Source organism: Sunxiuqinia dokdonensis, assembly GCF_001270965.1.
Taxonomy (GTDB): domain Bacteria; phylum Bacteroidota; class Bacteroidia; order Bacteroidales; family Prolixibacteraceae; genus Sunxiuqinia; species Sunxiuqinia dokdonensis.
Map to the genome: position 1 here is coordinate 38,699 of NZ_LGIA01000159.1, position 18,682 is coordinate 57,380.

At 44.2% G+C, this 18,682-nt stretch carries 14 protein-coding genes; all 14 read right to left on the bottom strand.

Annotated elements, in window-relative coordinates:
• Window positions 1–56 precede the first annotated feature (56 nt).
• Window positions 57–962: a restriction endonuclease gene (locus NC99_RS11940; protein ID WP_053183956.1), complete on the bottom strand. Its 906-nt coding sequence runs from the start codon at window positions 960–962 to the stop codon at window positions 57–59.
• 526 nt (window positions 963–1,488) lie between these two features.
• On the bottom strand, window positions 1,489–2,328 hold the full coding sequence (locus NC99_RS11945; protein ID WP_053183957.1) for a DUF4886 domain-containing protein: 840 nt from the start codon (window positions 2,326–2,328) through the stop codon (window positions 1,489–1,491).
• Window positions 2,325–3,185: a sugar phosphate isomerase/epimerase family protein gene (locus tag NC99_RS11950; protein WP_053183959.1), complete on the bottom strand. Its 861-nt coding sequence runs from the start codon at window positions 3,183–3,185 to the stop codon at window positions 2,325–2,327. The genes NC99_RS11945 and NC99_RS11950 overlap by 4 nt, the downstream gene beginning before the upstream one ends.
• Window positions 3,186–3,221: 36 nt before the next feature.
• Window positions 3,222–4,943 (bottom strand): FAD-dependent oxidoreductase, encoded by a 1,722-nt coding sequence (locus NC99_RS11955; RefSeq protein ID WP_053183990.1) that lies wholly within the window; start codon window positions 4,941–4,943, stop codon window positions 3,222–3,224.
• Between the two features lie 121 nt (window positions 4,944–5,064).
• On the bottom strand, window positions 5,065–6,219 hold the full coding sequence (locus NC99_RS11960; protein WP_053183961.1) for an SGNH/GDSL hydrolase family protein: 1,155 nt from the start codon (window positions 6,217–6,219) through the stop codon (window positions 5,065–5,067).
• Window positions 6,216–7,400, bottom strand: coding sequence for an AGE family epimerase/isomerase (locus NC99_RS11965; RefSeq protein ID WP_239684448.1), 1,185 nt, complete (start codon window positions 7,398–7,400; stop codon window positions 6,216–6,218). The genes NC99_RS11960 and NC99_RS11965 overlap by 4 nt, the downstream gene beginning before the upstream one ends.
• Window positions 7,401–7,411: 11 nt before the next feature.
• The gene (locus NC99_RS11970) at window positions 7,412–8,347 is read right to left on the bottom strand and encodes a DUF4434 domain-containing protein (protein ID WP_053183964.1); all 936 of its coding nucleotides are present in this window, start codon (window positions 8,345–8,347) and stop codon (window positions 7,412–7,414) included.
• Between the two features lie 37 nt (window positions 8,348–8,384).
• A complete protein-coding gene (locus NC99_RS11975; protein ID WP_157624837.1) occupies window positions 8,385–9,110 on the bottom strand; it encodes a GDSL-type esterase/lipase family protein in 726 nt (241 codons plus the stop codon).
• Complete coding sequence (locus NC99_RS11980; RefSeq protein WP_053183968.1) at window positions 9,097–10,929, bottom strand: sodium:solute symporter family protein; 1,833 nt, start codon at window positions 10,927–10,929, stop codon at window positions 9,097–9,099. Before NC99_RS11980 ends, NC99_RS11975 begins: the two co-directional genes overlap by 14 nt.
• Before the next feature lie 91 nt (window positions 10,930–11,020).
• Complete coding sequence (locus NC99_RS11985) at window positions 11,021–12,475, bottom strand: calcineurin-like phosphoesterase C-terminal domain-containing protein (protein WP_053183969.1); 1,455 nt, start codon at window positions 12,473–12,475, stop codon at window positions 11,021–11,023.
• A gap of 29 nt (window positions 12,476–12,504) precedes the next feature.
• Window positions 12,505–13,878, bottom strand: coding sequence for an alpha amylase family protein (locus NC99_RS11990; RefSeq protein WP_053183971.1), 1,374 nt, complete (start codon window positions 13,876–13,878; stop codon window positions 12,505–12,507).
• A 33-nt stretch (window positions 13,879–13,911) separates the two neighbouring features.
• On the bottom strand, window positions 13,912–15,255 hold the full coding sequence (locus NC99_RS11995; protein WP_082326457.1) for an alpha amylase family protein: 1,344 nt from the start codon (window positions 15,253–15,255) through the stop codon (window positions 13,912–13,914).
• Between the two features lie 96 nt (window positions 15,256–15,351).
• Entirely contained in the window at window positions 15,352–17,049 is a 1,698-nt protein-coding gene (locus NC99_RS12000; protein WP_053183975.1) for a DUF5018 domain-containing protein, read from the bottom strand.
• Window positions 17,040–18,674: a RagB/SusD family nutrient uptake outer membrane protein gene (locus NC99_RS12005; protein ID WP_053183976.1), complete on the bottom strand. Its 1,635-nt coding sequence runs from the start codon at window positions 18,672–18,674 to the stop codon at window positions 17,040–17,042. The genes NC99_RS12000 and NC99_RS12005 overlap by 10 nt, the downstream gene beginning before the upstream one ends.
• Between the last annotated feature and the right edge of the window lie 8 nt (window positions 18,675–18,682).

Genomic DNA, 18,682 nt, shown 5'->3' on the forward strand with positions numbered 1-18,682 from the left:
AAATCACTTCATCTTCTAAACTTCGATTATTAGTTGATTTCTTTCATGTTATCAAACTACGCCTCAAAATAATCACCATCTACTTCTTTCAGTAAATACGTCTTTTTTGCCGCCACCCCAACATTGAATTCAATCATCAATTCGGTCAGGTGCTTTCCGTTGATCAGTATGATCGTGCGGTCAATCTTTTCGCAATAGTCAATGGCTGTTCTGGGAAAATCGGAGGTGGTAATAAAAATACCCTTTTGCGCGCTATGGGCCAAAAGCGTTCCTCCAAAATCCCGGATGGCTGAAATTGTCACAACCCCTTCCCACTTTTTTGCTTGCACATAAATCTTATCCAGGCCTAAACGATCTTCATTGATGATTCCGTCAATCCCTCCATCCCCTGATTTTTTGGTCACCTTGGCGGCTTCCTCCCTGTTACCTCCATAGCCCATTGCTTGTAGGAGGTCGATCACCAACAGCTCAAATTTATAAGGATCCATTCCTTTAACGTAGTCCAATAATTCAACGGCTAATTTTTGATTAATATCTCTAAAGGAAGTATCTAATTTTTCAATTGGCGTATGAAACTCATTTGATGTGGGTGTGGCCTCTTGTTCGTCTTTGGAAGTGTTCGGAGAAATAAACGCACTGAATTCGTCGAATTGCTTAAGGAAGGCCACATTGATTGAATCAGGTTTTTCGCCTAAGACTCTCAATCCTCGATTTGTAATTTTAACATGAGCTCTTTTCGGGGCACCCAACAATTTCGATTTTACCAGATATGTCTTTGCCCATGCCACACGATTATCGAATACATTCTGGGTACCACTGGGCAACAGCTCCCGCCGTTCTTCCGGTGTCAGTCTATATTTTCTGGCTAATTCCTCTCTTAATTGTGAAACTTTGTATTCCTTTCCGTCCTGAGCAAATTGTAATAAGGGCAGCATTAATGATTGGTAATCGGGTACAGGCATCTTTCGGTTGTTTATTTAGTACCTCGAAAGTAGTAAAATTTGTGAATACTGTACAGATTAATTATGTCAGATTTTCTATCTAGCGATGGAATACATAAATATCAAATATGAACACTATTTCCGATTCTTGCTAGATTTACCTGCACCGAAGCAACGGGCCAGAGTCTACATTCCGCTGTGGTACTTCATATTCGGTCATTTCTTGGAATTTATCCCCTACTTTATCCCCTACTTTATCCCCTACTTTTTAACTGACCAATAACCGGTTTTTCTTGATCCTAACCTTTCGATACGATCCTCCTTTTTTAGTACGGAAATGATTTTCTCAACGCCTTTAACTGAGATTCCAATTTTGTCTGCAATTTCAGGAGAGGTCAAGGGGCGCTCGATTCATAGTCTCTATGCATGATGAAATATTTGCAATCACCTCCATGAAAAATTTATCGAGTAAACTTATTCATTGGTCATCTTGCAGGCAAAACGGATAAAAAAACAAAACGGTTTTCCACTTTTACAGGACTCCTCCTCAATTCTGTTTTTTTGTTACTCTTAACTCTTTTGTGGCAATCCGCCGTAAAAACCTTGCGGTTTCAGGCTTCATGCCTTCAGGAACAAATTCAATCTTTTGTGGAGATACGCCAAACATTTTTCCAAACCAGACACAGCCCGCAAGATAACAACCATTCATATTGGCATGATACCGGTCTTGAGTCCATAGATCAATGCTTTTGCTTTCTAGAGTCACCCTGTAAAATGCTTGTCCTGATGGCAGAATATCCAGTCCGTACCGCTCGGCAAGCACCTGATAACTGGTTACCAATCCATTATGCATCTCTTCTCGCAGCATGTTCCATTCCATTAGCCGCGGGCTGTCGGCTCCATAGGCCCAGGTTTGATGAATCATGATTTCTGCGGGAGGCGCATGTTTGCGGATAAACTGAATCAGCACATCGGCATAGGGCTCGAATGACTCTGGCTTAAAACTCAGACTGCTAACTTGTTGTATGGTTACAAAATCATAAGTATCCATCTTCAACAAATCTTCTAAACAATAGGTGTTTGAATAGGGCTTCGATCCGTCGTCCTCCGCGCACCTCTCGATTAGAGAGGCGTGTCTTTCCAGTGAACAACCACCAAGGTTAGCTTTTGTAATCTCGATCGACAATCCGGGAACTGATTCAGTAATTTGTTGCAAATAGGTGCAGGCATTATCAGCAAAGCTATTCCCTACAGTCAAGATTTTCACCGTTCTGTCTTCCGACTTGTTATTGGCTGTTTCACCCGCGTATGCTGTTGTCAAATTAAACAAGCATGCGGCACTCACAAAAAGGCTACGAATAAGCCAGCGAATAGATAAATTCATCATTTCTGATTTAGTTTCTCAATTGTTTGATAAAAATAGTTGATACTTTTCTGAATGTCCGGAACCGAATTCTCCCAATTATGCTCATACTCAATCGAAAACAAGCCTTCAAACCCTTGCTTTTTCAATTCGATCAACATCCCTTTCATATCGAGAATACCAGTTCCCCAAATCACATCATGTTGTTCAGCTTCGCCTACTGCCTTTTCCTTGATGTCTTTAAAGTGAAGTGCTTTTATGCGACCTCCATATTTTTTCAGTCCTTCCACCGGATCTATTCCCATTCTTTTCCAGTGCCCCACATCAGCACAAGCTCCAATGCGATCACTCAAACCATCAACAGCCTCAAGAAACAAGTCCGGATTCCAGTAATTTGAAGGTTTCGGGTGATTATGAATAGCCACGTCAATCCCATATTCATTCGCCAACTGATCAACATATTTCAGGTGTTCGTACTCCGGCTCACAGGTTATTAGCCTGATTCCCATCTGGTCGGCAAACTCAAACAATTGTTTCCACTCCGCTTCATCCCTGCAAACAACCACTCCACAAGCGACAATTTTCATTTTTTTTGAACGGGCATAATCCAACACCTGCTGTTGGGTTTTCTTATCCATTCTAAAATCCATGGTTCCTTCCATTCCTTCACCCAACGGTTGACCAAAATACACTTCGATGGCATTCAGACCAAGTTGATTCACTTTATCAACCGCCTCTTTGAAGCTGAATTTATGAAAGGTGTAACTCTGAACACCCAATTCCCATCCGGCCTTTTCCAACTCTCTTTTTTGAGCCGAAAGGTTTAAAGATGTTGCGAGCACAAGCAAGAATACAGCTGATTTATAGATCGTTTTTCTCATGACAATTAATTCTATGGTTATCCATTCGTTTTTGCACTACACAGGCCACTTGATTTCTATCCCCTGGCTCTGGATAAATTGCTGAAAATCGGCTAAAAGTTCTTTATCCTCACGCACATCTCGCGGTTTAACCTGCTTTTTCGAAGCAAACTGAACCAGCATACCTACTACTTCGCCAATGTTCCACTCGACCGGGTGAAGTCTGTAACAACCATTGGTGATATGCGTTGTTCCGATATTCTTGCTGGCCGGTAGCAAGTTTTCCATTCGCTGCGGAATCAAGGAGCCCAGCGGCACTTCAAACGGTAAAGAAGGCAAATCAATGTAATTGTCGCCTTTGGTGGAAGGGTGCAAATCAAGGTAGTACGATCCTACACCAATGCTGTCATAAAAGCTCTCACAGGTAGCCGCTGCTTCTTTTCCCTTCACCAAGGTCCGGTTTTCAACCCCCACATGTTCTTCCGACACGGTAAACAAGGCTTTAATTCTTCGTCCTTCACGAATATAAGGATATTTGGCCATGCCATCAGCAGTTCCCATCACGTCCTCGCGCAGACGAATTCCAGGCCAGCCGGCGCCGCCATCAGGCCGCTCCACCTCGGTTTGCAACCAGTATATCAATGACAAGTTCAGTTGACGAGCTCCCTCCACATGCTTTTGAAATTCTTTCTCTCTAACATCAACCAAACGTCCTAATAAGTAATCATTTTGTGGCCAATTAACCACCGTCATATCTCCGGCATAAAAGCCAGGAGCAAAGTTATGCCGGTTAATAATTTTCCGGTAGTTCCACAAATTCATCACATCACCAGTCCTCCCCCCTTCAGGGTGAAAACCCAGCGTCCTGGGTTTAAGAGTAGATGGAGTTGAATATGTCAAATCAAGCAAGCGTCCCGGCCAAGCAGGACTAATATCAGGGACATAAGAACGCCAGAAATCATAGTTTGCCGGTTTGTCAATGACATGGTTTTCGCCCGGGCGGTAGTCCAACGCAAAACACAACGTAAAGGCTTGTTCATTTTCAGGATCACCCACTTCCGGTGCATGCAACTCACCGGTTTCCTTTTTCGATTCGGTTCCGGTCACATACTCCGTTCCGGTTAAAGGCAGCAGATCACCCATTTCGGTAGCATCCACAAAGTAAGGTGCTGTAAGGACAATTGCTTCGCCCCGGTGCTTGTTCACGACCTCAAGGCCCCTTACGCGGGCCCCATCCACATCGGCTGCCGTTGCTTTATGTTCCAATAAAAGTGTTAACTGTCTGGAACTGATATAGGGTGCAAACATGCTGTTGAGAACAGCTAGAGCCACCTTCGGCTCAACACACAAACGCGACACCGCCCCATCACCGGGGTTCAGATTCTCTTTTGCTGCTGCTTCCTCAGTTAACGGATAATTCCGCTTATAATATTGGCGCAATGCGCTACGAAACTCACGATATAATTGAGTTGCTCCGTGCGTTTCAATCCAGCGGTGTTCATCCAGTGGTACGCCTTGTTGTGTTATTTGTCCTCCAATCCAGTCGGTTTCTTCGGTCATAATTACCGAAAGCCCGTTGCGCAAAGCACCCAAGGCACACGCACAACCGCCAATTCCACCACCTGCAATCACCAGGTCAGCTTTCATCTCCCTTTCCGCTTTTCGCTTATTTCGTTTAACTGTTTTCGCGTTTGCTCCAGTTGGGCTGGCTATAAGCGGAGCAGTAGCCAGCAATCCCCCTGTGGCTCCGATCATTCCAATAAAACTACGTCTTTTCATATCCATTTTGTTTTAGCAAGTAAGATGGTCAGAACCGGATTCTATTTCTTGCTGATTTATCTTCAGTTATTTCTCTTAGTTACGCTAAACATCCTCAAAAAAGGCTGTCTCCTACCCCACCTCAATGACTTTGTATGACCGGCAAAATTTCATCCATTAAAAAGTCCCAGTGCAACACGGTCCCCATCACAGGCAAAATCATTCCGGCAGTTTTTAACTGTCCCCGATAGGACGGATGCGAGTCAGCGCCCAAATCCGTTTCCGGATTCATCAGCTGAAGTGGCACTCCTACGAAGACCAGACCTCCTGAATTTGTTTCCCCTCGTACCTCGTGCACCGTTCTTTTAGTATAGGTGAAAGCTGGTTCATCCGTCATGGGCCCTGTGATACAGAAGATCTTCACTCCGGGATATGTAACCAGCAATCGATACAACAGTGCCTTTCCTGCTTCTACGAAATCGGTTTCATCCGGAAATGGCTGGGTGGAAAAATCATTGGTTCCAAGGTTGATCACAATTGCATCCGGCTGGTAATCATTCAAATCGTACTTTTTTGTCGAATCATTGTCCAGCAGGTACTCTAACCGGGCTGGCATCGGTTTCCGTTTTTCGGATCGCTTTTCTTGATCGCCATAATTACGAACCATTCCAAGCCCCGAGTGTGAAATCAGATGATATTGCGCGTCGAAAGCACGTGCAATAATCGTTGCATACGATTTCTCACAATTCTCGGTGAAAGGTTTAAAACACTCCGAGCGATCTTTCCCTTCTGTTCCATAGCCACACGTGATGGAATTGCCAATGAACAGGAGTTTCCGATCCGGCAGGGGAGCTGGCTGAATTAACTGTTCTTTCGCTCCAAGGTACAGCCCGTAAAATGTGGCCGTTCCCATATCCGCTTCGGTTCGTTTGACCAAACGCAGATGGTGCTTCCCTCGCGAAAGACGTCGCGGGAACCACCAAACTGTGTCGTTCACTGCATGAACGACCTCAATCGGATAATCATCAACCCAAACATTGAAATAATTGCGCTCACCACCATCCAGACGAATGCCGAGCGACCTTCCTGAAAATTCAACGGAAACTGTAACCCCAGGCCAGTTATAAGTTGCTTCCCCTGACTTAACAACCACTCTTCCCATGTATTGAAATTGTGGATGATCTGCGGCGAAAAAGCGTACTTTGTCTGCGCCCAGGGCTGCCGAAACAAAACAAACAACGAGAATAGCCGCCAATCCCATTTTCGCTAAAAAGAATTTTTTCACAATTCGTTTCATTGTGCTGATTCACTAATTTTTTCCAAAGTTTTCCAGCATTGATAAAGCCCGCGTGGCACGTGAAAACAGCCTTTCCATTTTCCTCCCTTCAACGGGAGCAACACTTCGCCTCGTCGGTTCAAATACCCAAACCACTCGGGATGCTCCCGATCTTTAAAGTGAGACCAGGTATATTCATGAACTTTGAGAAACCATTCCAGGCTTTTTTCAGAACCGGTGAGGTGATAACCTTTCAACATAGTAATCAAGGTTTCCAAATGAACCCACCAAAGTTTCTGGTCCCACTCCAGCTGTTGCGTCGGATATCCCAGCCGGTCCATGAAATAAAAAATACCGCCATGCTCCTGATCCCAGCCGTACTCTACCATCTGAATGGCGATATCATTGGCTTTGGCAATCAGTTGCGGACGCTTAAGCCGAACGCCCAGATCCATGATAAACCACATAGCCTCAATGGCATGCCCGGGATTAATTAAACGCCCATCGAACGTATCTGACAAGGTTTCGTCGGAATTGAGATTTTCAACTACCAATCCCAATTCCGGTCGGTAGAACACATCCATCACTTCGTGAATGCAGGTTTCAATCGTTTCCTTCAGAAAATCCTCCTCCAGCAAATGCTCAATTTCAAGTGCCAGGTTACAAAGAATCATGGGCAAAGCAAAGTTCTTCAGATTACGCGTTCCTGGATATGCTTTGTTCCACTGCCCTTTAGGGTTGCTGGTTTTCGCCAAAACAAGCTCGAAGGTTTTTTTGGCAATCGCCGCATATTCATCGTTTCCGGTGGCTTTACCTAACTGACCAAAAGCCATACTCGCAAAAGTGTATGAAAAAATATTGTATGGTTCAACCAACGGTTTCCCATCCTGCGTAAGCGAGAAGTACCAATTCAGGTTCCCGTCATGGCCGTATATCTTCAGAAACTCGCCCCCCCGAATGGCTGCATCCAGCCATTCCTGCTTTTGCTCTACTTGGTTGTATAACATCGAAAATAGCCACACTTCGCGCCCTTGTAACCAGATAAATTTATCGGTATCAAACACGCTTCCTTCCCGATCGAGGCAAGTGAAATAACCTCCGTGTGCTTTGTCTTGTGAATAATTCAGCCAAAAAGGGACGACATTCTCAAGCAATTCCGTTTGATATTTTTCGGCTAAATTTTTAAAATCAATTTTTTTCATTGCTTCAGCCATCACTTTAATTGATCCAGGTATTCCTTATAGCGGTTATACAAATGCCCGGCTTGCAAGTAAGCCGACTGCGGGCTCATGAAATGGGAAAATTCAAAGGTGATGGCCTGTTCCATACCGGCACGCTCAGCAGCCTTCAACTTCATCAGCAGCTTTTCCCACTTAATGGGTAAAAACTTGATCGGCATATCCCGGTCAAATGACTCTGAATTAGTCCAGCTTCGGATGCCATGCCTATCGGCAAGCTGCTTGTTAATTTGCAGAAAATCATCCAGTTCATCAAAATCAATATGTCCGTCCTGAAAAGCGACGATGTCCACCGCATTCTTAATGCCATCGAAAATCTCGTTCCAATCTTCTTCATGTCGTTTAAGACTTACACCCAACGTTCGGCTCGTTTCGGGTTTATATTGGCTAATATTTTTGATCCCGTCAATATAGGGCGATATCAGTGTTGTCAGCGATCCGGAGACGGCTTTGCAATGTTCGCCCAGTCCGGCATACATTTTAATAATCGATCCTGTTTTACGGCTACATTCCTGCGAAATATACCAGCCTTTGAAAGCCGGCATTTGCCCGTACTTTTCCCATACCTCTTCAATCAATGCCTTATTTAGGTCCAGTTCTCCCTGAAAATCGCCATTGACCCAGTAGCGCCCGGAATCGTATAAGCCAAAATAAAAATCCATTCCATGCTTGCTGCTCAGTTCCAGAAACATTTGTACCAGATCAACCGATGACTGATAGGCCCGTTCCTGCTCCATCAAGATTTGTGAAGGATAAGTCAGCCATTTTCGGTACCCGCTGCGGATTAAAACGACCGTGTTGATGCCAACCTTTTTCATGTAGTCAAAATCCAGATCCCATTCCTTTCTGCCCCAATTTTGGTGCGGAATGTCGTGACTGATTTCATCCAAAAAAGTTCCTTTAATCTTCATTCTTAAGTCCTTTATTTCTTTAATATTCTTGATTTCCTTACAATTTAATGCCTTCTTCTTTAAAAACCTTCCGCCAATGCAGGTAGCCCTCGGCGCTTAAATGAATGCCATCAGCCGTATACTCGGGAAGAAGTTGACCATTTTCATCAGCAAAGCTGGCATACAAATCCAGATACGTAATATTTTCATTTGCAGCAATTGTCTTGAGTTTTTCATTTAAAAGGACAATCTGCTTCGATTTATTTTTCATGTATTCATACCAAATCACCTGCTCGTTGATCGGTAACACACTTTGCAAATACAGTTCTGTTTTGGATGATTCTTGCTGAATTGTCTGTAGAATTTCCTGAATTTTTCCGGCTATGACATCCACGGGGACTCCCCGGCCAATGTCGTTGATTCCGATCATCAGAAAAATGCTTTCGGGCTGTGAAGCAAGCACTTCATCCAAACGGTCAAGCAGACCAAAACATACATCACCACCAATTCCACGGTTGACGATATTTTTATTCTTGAAAAGCTCATTCCAATCGCCGTTTTCAGTAATGCTATTCCCCAGAAAAACAATCTCATTTTTCCCATTGGGGAGACCTTCATAGAAGGCCCGCCTCACTTTATAGTGCGCAAAAGTGTAAGTGGTATCGTACGGCAGGGAATTTTGGGCACATGCATCTCCTGCTGAGGTTGCGCCGACAAGAAACAGAAGTATGAGCGGTAACAGCATATTCTTAAAAGTGAAAACTATTTCTCTATATTTTTTCATAATCTTTGATTTTATCCAACCAATTAAATTTTAGAATAATAGAAGTAATTGCAAACAATGCCAACGATACGATTAACCCGGACTGATGCCGGACAACAAAATAGATCGGAGCCGCAATGAGTGTCATTTGCCAAACGATCGCCACCATTACATTGAAGGTATCACGGGATAAATCCTTGTTTTTCGTTATGCCGGGATAGACCTCACGGGCTTTTAACAATACCGGTTTCCACCATCCCCAGGGACGTACGTTTTTATAAAACTCGATGAGGATTTGATCGTCAACGGGAGCGGTAAAAAGACACCCCAGAAAACTGCCGGTTGCAGCCATCGCCAGGATGATCGGGAACAGAAAAATATCGGGTGTATCGGGAAAAAACAAAAACTTAATGGTCGATCCGGCCAGGCCAGCCAGCATTCCCCAGAAATATCCAAAACCGTTAAAACGCCACCAAATCCATTTCAACACATTGGCAGCTACGTAACCACCATAAAGTGACGAGGTGATCCAAAGGGTCAGCGAATTAATCGATGCGGAAAAAAAACCAAAAATGATCCCCACCACGACAATCCCGGCAGAAGAAATATAACTGATCCGCAGGTATTTTTTCTCCGATGCGTTCGGATTGATGTACCGTTTATACAAGTCATTCACAATGTATGCCGGAGCAGCATTTACAAAGGCAGATACCGTTGACATGAAAGCAGCCAGAAGTCCGGCGAGGATAATGCCCTTCAAGCCAACCGGCAACAGGTTGTTGATTACATAAGGCAAAATCTTCTCGAAATCGACCTCTCCGCCACCTGCCTTCAACACCGGAGCGACATACACTAGTCCCAGAATTCCCAGTCCTGCAACCATCAGATAACGGGGAGGAAAAACCACCAGAGAGGTTAAACCGCTCATTTTGGCAGCATCGCGCGGGGTTCGGGTAGACAAGACCCGCTGCATGTCGTAACCCGGCACGGGCCCGGCCAGACTGGAAAAGATGCCCTTGAAAAACATCATCATCACGAAAGCGCCAAACATACCAAAACCGTCCTGTGCGATTTTGTCGTTCACCTGGTCAAACAATCCTCCCCAATCAAGCCCATCCTGCCAGCCAGGCATAATATCAAACCAACCGTTGGGAACCGCGGCGTTAATCTGTTCCGCTGAAACCTGATCCATAGCGAACCAAGCCACGGCGATACAGGCAACAGTCATCACAACAAATTGCATAACTTCGGTGGCTACCACACTGTACATCCCGCCTTTAATCACGTAAAGAGTGGTCAGGACAAGCAGGATAGTCGCGTAAGAATATTCCGAGATAACCCGGAAAGCACCAATCGTAAAAGACAGGTCCCAAGGGAAAATGGTAACCGCAAATTTTCCTATTCCAACGAAAAAATAGGCAATAAACCCGATGGCACTGATAATGGCGAAAACCACGACAATAATGTGCGCGAGCTTTCCGCCACGATCATTCCCAAATCGGGTCGTAATCCACTCTGCCCCAGTCATCACACCTGACCGCCGCAACCAGATAGCCATAAAGATCATCACGATCATTTGGTTCCAAACAGGCCAAAGCCAGGGAATCCATACACTTTTCAACCCATACACAAAAAGAATGGTGACCGTCCAAGTGGTGCCGGAAATGTCAAACATCCCTGAACCATTGGAAAGCCCCAAAAAATACCACTTCAAGGTATTACCCCCCAAAAAATAATTTTGGAGGCCGGCACTTGCCTTTTTCGATATCCAAAACCCGATAAAGACGCTTAGGGAAAGGTAGCTTGCAATGATTAAAATATCTATTAATGCAAAATTCATTCTTGTTATAGTTAGTGATTCTTAGATTTATACCGGCTATTGCGCATAACAAATGAAGGATCCGCGCAAAAAGTCAATCGGTAAGCTTTTTTCATTTATTTGTGTGCTGTTTCAATTCCATTTTATAGCTGGAGCCAAAGCGATCAATTACTTCAACAGTCAATTTTGAAGAAGCAGTGCGTGGCCTGGCACGAAACATATGATTTGACTTCCGGGCTGAAATCCATTTATAATCAAGTGTTCCCTTATCAGAATATACCTCGGCCGTTTTCGGATCGATCCCACTATAGGGCTCCATTTCTCCCATTCGGTTGCCATCCTCATACCAATAGACCGTCCATTGCGGATCATAGTTCCACACATTAGCGGTTACAAACTCCGGCTGCTCCGGATTCTCTCCAACAGCGTATGCCCTAAACTGGTAGTCTCTATCATAACCAAAGCTTTTAAAATACCAGCTCAACTCCGATCCATTAGCTTCAAATACGGCGTAGCCTTTGGGCGTTCCATCTTCAGCATAAGGCCCCTGCCACCATGCTCCACAAACCGAGGATATGTTGTGTTCGAACAGGTTTGGCGCAATTTCAAGGTTCCCATTTTGGTGTAAGTGCCCCGATAAAATATGCACTTGATAAGGCTTCAGTATTTTATACAACGCTTGTTTATTTACCAACGATTGTGAAATGGTCGAATAGGCAAATTGCATCACATCCTGGTCATTCAGTGCCGTTGGAATGTGAAGGGTAAGCACAACGGTACTGCCCTCGTCAATTTGAGCCAGATCCTGCTCGAGCCAATTCAGTTGTTGTTCGGGCAAATATCCAATGTAGAAATAGTCTCGTCCAATATAAAAAACATCGTTTAGCACCACATAATGAATTTCTCCACGGTTAAAGGAGTAATACGACGGTCCGAAGTGACTTTCGAAGACTTTCCCCGAGGCATTGTCTGACCGGCCGTTATAATGCAAATCGTGGTTTCCAATTGACTGATAAAAGGGAATCCCAAGTGGGGACAACATGTTCTTTATGTCGTCATAAAGTGCCGGATTGTCGCCTACGATATCACCACAACCCAACCCATGAAACGGACGTTCATCATATGTTTTCAGCCAGTCTCCCAATTCTTCTGCAACATGGCGGGCTTGCAATGCCTCTTCCTGGTTTTTCACCTGTGGGTCGGCCCATACCACAAATCCGTGATTGATGTCGTCAACCACTTGCTTTACCAGCTGAAAATCAATCGACTTTACATGTTCATGATTAACACGATGAAAGAATTGCGGAACAGAATTTACGACAGGTACTTGATAGCCCGACGGAGATGTGATATACACAAAATCGCTTGTTGCACTTCCCTCCAGAGAGTACCTACCCTCTTTATCCGTCCTACAAACAGAAACACCATCCGTGACTGCAACTCCAGCAACCCCTTTCCCTTCGCAAGTTACGTTTCCACTATAGAGTACTGATCTTCCTGATTGACCTGCCAGCGAACCAAACGCTAAGTTGATCAGCAAAAGAATTAAGCCAATATTTCGTGTCATGATGCGGTTGTTAAGATCAAAGCCGGGAATTAGTTTTCAAGGTATATTTTGTTTTCCGCTTTATCGAAATAATCAGGATCGGCTGCCATTTGGAAACCAGCTTCCACTTCCTTCCACATGTTTTTGCGGATGATGTGTACGATATCAAAAACCATTAAACCATCAGAAGCCTGAAAATTCATGGCAATTGAGCGAGATAGCTGATGACGGTTTTCGTAGAACTGATCCACCAAAATACCACCGTAGAACGGATGCCCATTCAATATGCCTTTGATTTTATCGCATGACCCCTCAACACAATACCAGGTTCCACGAGAAGCCTTGCTGTCCGTTTCATTTTTCACCAGGTTATTATTTTTCAGGTATTCCTCCATGGTCACATTCGTATAGTAGTTTCCCACAGTAAAAAGGTCAAGCACTTCAGCATAGCCATAGTTCTTGTAATCGGCCGTGGCCCAGTCAAAATCTTGCGAAGGATCATACTGGTTGCTCGCCCAGTTCACACCCACCTCAAAATAAGAAGGATACCAGGCGCCGGTATAGGTTCCGAACGAAATCTCAGGATTGACCTCTTTTACTGCTCGGGCGGCCAGGGACATGAAATCATGGATGTTTTTAGCCCGCCATTCAATCCACTTTTCAAAATACTGCCCACGTACATAATTGTTTTTTCCGTCTTCATCCTTTTTCCACTCATAAATATCCGTTGGGAAATTCTTGATTTCTTCGCCCAGGTATTCTTCGAATTTCTGCTTCGACAGTTCTGAAAAATCGGCCATAATCCCATCGTAACGGACCCGGTCAAGAATAATTCCATCCAGTTCAGGATACTTTTCTGTGACCTCTGTAAATACATTCAAAATGTGCTTTTGAAAATCTGGATTGATTGGATTGATCATGGCTGAATATTTTTTCTTTTGAGTCATGATCGAGACAATGCCTTCATCCGGAGTGTATACCATTGTTGCCCACTCAGGGTGATCCATATAAGTTTGCCCCCGGTCGAAAAAGTTGTGACCACCCACAAAGGTATTCATCGACGCATGAACTTTCAGCCCGAGCTCGTGAGCCTTCTTAATAAAATGACCCAAGTAATCAAAATCTGGCCGTTCAAAGCCATCCCACTCAGTCATCTGAGGAGCATAATCACTTTTATAGAGCACTTCTCCAGTAATGGGCCGGATATCCACAACAGCATCGGTAAAACCAATGTTTTTAATCTTCTCCAGGTAAAAATCGATGGAGTCAGGGTAGCTGAAACGTTCAAAGTTCGCTTCAGCATCGAACCAAATTAATGCGGGCTTAGCAACTGAATTTCCTACTTCTGATTTAGGAGTTTTCTGGCTACATGCAGAAAATATGATGACTGAACACAGCAGTCCTAACACAATTGAATTTCTCATTTTGTATCAATTAAAAAATACTTAAATGCTTTTTTACTTTTCCTCGCCGGTTACCGCGTCAATTCCTTGTTTGACGTACTTCCACTGATCTTTTTGTTTCAGGTGAATCATATCAAACAGAAAATATCCATCACAGGAATTCATGGCTGCATCCACAGATTGGATAATGGCCTGATTAGTCACCTCACTGCTACTGGTTGCCCAATCGCCATTTCCTACATCAGGCCCCCCAATGACAATAGCCTCATCTTTTATCTTATCTGCTGCACGGGAGCAAAATCCCTGAATTGTCCATTCAGAGGTTCCATAAACTCTTGTTGGTGCGGCATATGCTCCAATCAGGATAATATCCATGTGGTCGGCATAACCGTAATTTTTATAGTTTGCAGTAGCCCATTTCGGATAGTCGGATGCCGTGTTGTAGTTCGGGCTGGCCCAGTTGACCCCAACACCATAATAGGAAGAATACCAACCTCCGACGTACACACCAAATTCGATATCAGGATTGACCGATTTTACCCTAATTTGAGCCTTTTCCATAAAATCGTGAATGACTTTCACCCGGAATTCAAGCCACTGTTTAAAATATGTTGGCAAACTTGATGGAAGTCCTCCGTTTGTCATTGAATACTCCATGACATCAGCAGGAAAATCTTGTAAAGAATAGCCCAAAAAATCTTCAAAATTTTTCTTGGTGTAATCGGAAAAGTCGCTATCAAACCCATCAAAGCGTCCACGATCAAGTATAATACCGTCTAAATCCTGATAGGCAGCTAGATCTTCCAGCATATCGCAAAGGTAATCCTGGACTTCTTCGTTCGCCGGATTAAAGAATTTTGCACCGCTGCCTCCCAAATCCATGGTATTTACGATTCCAGATTCTGTCAGCAATTGCGTAGCCCATTCCTTCTTGTCTGACTCTCTGAACAGCATCCCTTCAGAACCTATACTGGTGGTGTTACCTCCAGAGAAGGTGTTGACTCCTGCATAGACTTTCAGGCCCAGACTATGGCCGGCATCAATAAATGCCTGCAAATAATCCCAAGTAGCTGTTCGTTCAATTTTAGTGTATCCTGAAGGCAGCCACGCGCCCAACCATTGAACTTGTTCAACAACGTCGGTTTGAAACAATACATCTCCGGTGGTTGGTCTCACATCAACGACCACGTCGGTGAAACCCGCTTCTTTAGCTAAAGTCAAGTCACGCACAATATTCTCTTTACTATTGGCGAAATCAGGAAAGTTGGCGGCAGCATCCACCCAGATGACCCGGGGCTTTTCTGAATTATCCTTTTCTTCTTCCCATTCCCACTCCAATTCATCGTCTTCTTGACCGCCACACGAAACCAACGTTCCGGCAAATGCCAAATATATCATTGTTAGGAACAAAAATCGATTCAGTTTACTATTCATAAATATTGAGAATATAGATACTGGCACCACTTTTATGGTGCCAGTATCTGATTAATAAAATCACATATCAATGCAGTCAAATTGGTATCCTACCACATAACCATTGGTAAACATGAAATAGAGGTACATGTAATAACCATCTTCCGATACACGCAATGCAACATCGCCTGTCCCATTAGCATTTACTACCGGTGGATCAATTGACTTACCGCCGTAGACATTGCGTTCAGCTTCCCAAACAACAGCATCGCAAGTTCCTGTTTCCAAATTGCCTGAGAAGTTGGCATCGTTGCTTACATCCAACAGCCAAACGGCATCAGCTGATCCCCAGGAGAAGCTATTTACCCAGTTGAGTACCGCATAGCCCGCATTATTGAACATGGTATAATCCACAGCATTCTGAATATAGTTTGCGCTGATCGGCTCAAGTGACTTGCTAACCGTATTGCTTGAGCCATCGACCCAAGCAAAAGTATTGTCGGAGTATGAAGCCACAAAATAATCTGCGGTTAAATCCGTACTTGAAGTCGAAACCACATCAACATTGGTGGTCCATCCTTTTGTCAAACCACTCATGGCAACAATTTCAGGTGTTTGAGAGCTCAAGGCACCTCCAACGACAGTCCAGCGAGCAATCTGTTGTCCGGCAGCAAGTATCGGTGCAGTGATGATTGCGTCACCGGCAATACTTCCCTGAATAGAGAATTTGCGGCCGATGGGCACGCCTCCATCCCATTCAATCATCAACTCCGGTGTAGAAGTCAAAGATGTCAGTTTCCAAATTTTGAATGCCCCTGCGTTTGGAGCCAGATTGCAAATCAAAACATTACCATCAGCATCTGCAGTACTATAAAAGTTGGTCAATGACCCGGTGATAGCGCCCAAGTCAATTTCGCCTAGCTTTTCGCCCGTTTTGGCATCAATGTACACGCTGCTGGCGTTTCGTGTATTCAATACAACATAATCGCCAGCAGCTGCCATTCCACCGGTTAGGTGATCGACTGTGATGCCGAGGTCAGCTTTGAGTTTTTTGGCAAACATCAATTTAGCACTTCCGGAGCGAATACCATAAGCCAATTTCTCTGGTACTTCCTTTTTCACAGTGTACACATTTTGCGTAACACCATCATGCGCAGTTACTGTTAGCTCCACATCGCTGTTGTAGTCCAATTCTGTTGTTCTCGGATCAGGTGAAATTGTTGCATGATACGATAGCGCCACATTGCCCAGAGCAGGTTCCAAATCACCAATCGCAACCAATGAAATCGTTTTGGCTGCTTCATTGATTACCCCAGAAAGGCCCAGCGATGGAAGTGAAAAGTCTTTAATCAGGCTTTCTGAGCTTTTACGAATTTCGCCTTTTACAATGATCTGCCTTTGCGCCTTCACCTGATCCGTAATCGTGATCATATTTTCCTGAGTCAAGTCCAGGTATAATAGCGCCGGACTTACCACAACATTATCGTCCAAATTGGCCGTTACACGCATCCGTTTCAGCATTTCTTCCGTTACTTGGTTATCACTACTCTCTGGAAAGAAATAAGGAATTGGGATAACAATCTCATCGATGTCTTCTGACAAATAGCCCGTAAATTGTCCTGTACCGTCTTCAAAAGTAGCCGTAATGCTGTTTATACCATCCCTTGAAACAGAAGGCAATAATTCATCTGGTTCGTGGCAACCGCCCAAGAATGTGAGCAGAACCAACATGATCGCTATAAACTTATTATTTCTCATAATTCTATGTTTTATTTCCATTCATCATACTGTTCGATCGCCGAGTTATTTGCCAACTCACTGTAGGGAATTGGAAATACGTAGGTCTTATTCAAAAACTTACGATCCTGCAAATCGCAGTCAACATATTCGTACAAATACCCGGCAGGATCCTTCGAAATTTTCAGGCCGTGTACGCGATAGTTATTGTACTCGTCATCAGCGAGCTTCCACCGACGCATATCCCAGTACAAGTGACCTTCGTAAGCCAATTCAATCTTGCGTTCCTTACGAATGGCGGCAAACAATTCATCTCCTGTGATTCCGCTAAGTGCTGGTAATCCGACTCCGGCACGTGTACGTACTGCATTGATGTCCGCAAGCGCTGGTCCGCTATTCCCCAAACGATAATTTGCTTCTGCACGATTGAGATAAACTTCCGCCAGGCGAATTTCAACCCAAGTTTGCGTACTTAAATAAGTTACAAGATCGGTATGCTCCTCATCTCTGAACTTTCGAAGGTAATATCCTGTAACCGTGCGGCCCTTTGTGTAGGTGTCTTCCCGGTATCCCATGTATTTTCCATTGGTTCCGTCAACACTGTTTTCCATGGTCTTTCCCATCCACTCTGAGCCGTTGTAAATCACTGTCGCGTGAAAACGGGGGTCCAGTTGATCGTATGGAGGAGTTGCTGTGGTGCCGCCCTCAACATGCCAGGGACTCCAGTCAACGACTGTTCCATCCTTGCTCTCGTATGATTCCACCATTTCCTGAGTTGGCACACCGCTACCTCCCTGATTTTCAATTTCGCCAAATGTTGAGTAATCTTTATCAAAGGTATGATTCGGCCCTGTGATCAGGTAATTGTATTCCAACAAGGATTCAGAGTTGCCACCTTTCCAGGCATCCTGGTAATTGTCAACCAGAGCGTAGGTGTCTAGTTCTAAAACGGCGTCAGCCGCATCTTTAGCAGCTTGCCAGCGTTCAGCATAGAGCATTGCGCGGGATTTCATGGCTAAAGCTGCTCCCTTGGTCACTCTTCCGGCATTATCTCCAGACCAAACAACCGGTAAGGTTTCGGCGGCAAAATCCAAATCATCTGCTATCAAGTTCCAAGTCTCTTCGGCTGAAGAACGGTCTTTGTTTTTCTCCAAGTTCATATCGGTATACAGAATAACTCCCCCGTGCCGTTTGGCTAATTGGAAATAGAGGAAAGCACGGAAGAAGCGCGCCTGCCCTTCAAAAAGCTTATTCGCCTCTTCATCCAGTTTGGAATAAGTTTCCAGTCCAACCAGGAATTCATTGACCCTCCGTATCCGTTCATAAGTAGTGCCCCAGGTATTTAACAGGTTACCTGTAGAAGACATCACTTCCGGAGTAAATACATAATTATTGGCATCTCCCGCTTTTGATCCGGGTACATATGACCCGTATTTTAGCGTTTCTGTCAAACCTTCGGTTAAACTCCCACTAAATTGAGAATTCCCAAAATTTCCATAACGATCGATATAAGGGTAAAAACCGTTGATGTACAGGGCTACATTTTCTGCACTTTCCCATACAACTTTATCGGAGATTCTATCTGTCGGTGTTGTTTCGAGTAAATCATCACAGCCGATTAAACTGACAATCCCGAGCAATAAGACTAGTTTTAATATTTTATTCATAACAACAA

Excerpts from the sequence above, each read along its gene's own strand:
- NC99_RS11955 (WP_053183990.1), bottom strand. The coding sequence starts at position 4,943 with ATGAAAAGACGTAGTTTTATTGGAATGATCGGAGCCACAGGGGGATTG.
- NC99_RS11990 (WP_053183971.1), bottom strand. The coding sequence starts at position 13,878 with ATGAGAAATTCAATTGTGTTAGGACTGCTGTGTTCAGTCATCATATTT.
- NC99_RS11980 (WP_053183968.1), bottom strand. The coding sequence starts at position 10,929 with ATGAATTTTGCATTAATAGATATTTTAATCATTGCAAGCTACCTTTCC.
- NC99_RS11995 (WP_082326457.1), bottom strand. The coding sequence starts at position 15,255 with ATGATATATTTGGCATTTGCCGGAACGTTGGTTTCGTGTGGCGGTCAA.
- NC99_RS11965 (WP_239684448.1), bottom strand. The coding sequence starts at position 7,400 with ATGAAAAAAATTGATTTTAAAAATTTAGCCGAAAAATATCAAACGGAA.
- NC99_RS11950 (WP_053183959.1), bottom strand. The coding sequence starts at position 3,185 with ATGAGAAAAACGATCTATAAATCAGCTGTATTCTTGCTTGTGCTCGCA.
- NC99_RS11985 (WP_053183969.1), bottom strand. The coding sequence starts at position 12,475 with ATGACACGAAATATTGGCTTAATTCTTTTGCTGATCAACTTAGCGTTT.
- NC99_RS11940 (WP_053183956.1), bottom strand. The coding sequence starts at position 962 with ATGCCTGTACCCGATTACCAATCATTAATGCTGCCCTTATTACAATTT.
- NC99_RS11970 (WP_053183964.1), bottom strand. The coding sequence starts at position 8,347 with ATGAAGATTAAAGGAACTTTTTTGGATGAAATCAGTCACGACATTCCG.
- NC99_RS12000 (WP_053183975.1), bottom strand. The coding sequence starts at position 17,049 with ATGGAAATAAAACATAGAATTATGAGAAATAATAAGTTTATAGCGATC.
- NC99_RS11975 (WP_157624837.1), bottom strand. The coding sequence starts at position 9,110 with ATGAAAAAATATAGAGAAATAGTTTTCACTTTTAAGAATATGCTGTTA.
- NC99_RS11960 (WP_053183961.1), bottom strand. The coding sequence starts at position 6,219 with ATGAAACGAATTGTGAAAAAATTCTTTTTAGCGAAAATGGGATTGGCG.
- NC99_RS11945 (WP_053183957.1), bottom strand. The coding sequence starts at position 2,328 with ATGATGAATTTATCTATTCGCTGGCTTATTCGTAGCCTTTTTGTGAGT.
- NC99_RS12005 (WP_053183976.1), bottom strand. The coding sequence starts at position 18,674 with ATGAATAAAATATTAAAACTAGTCTTATTGCTCGGGATTGTCAGTTTA.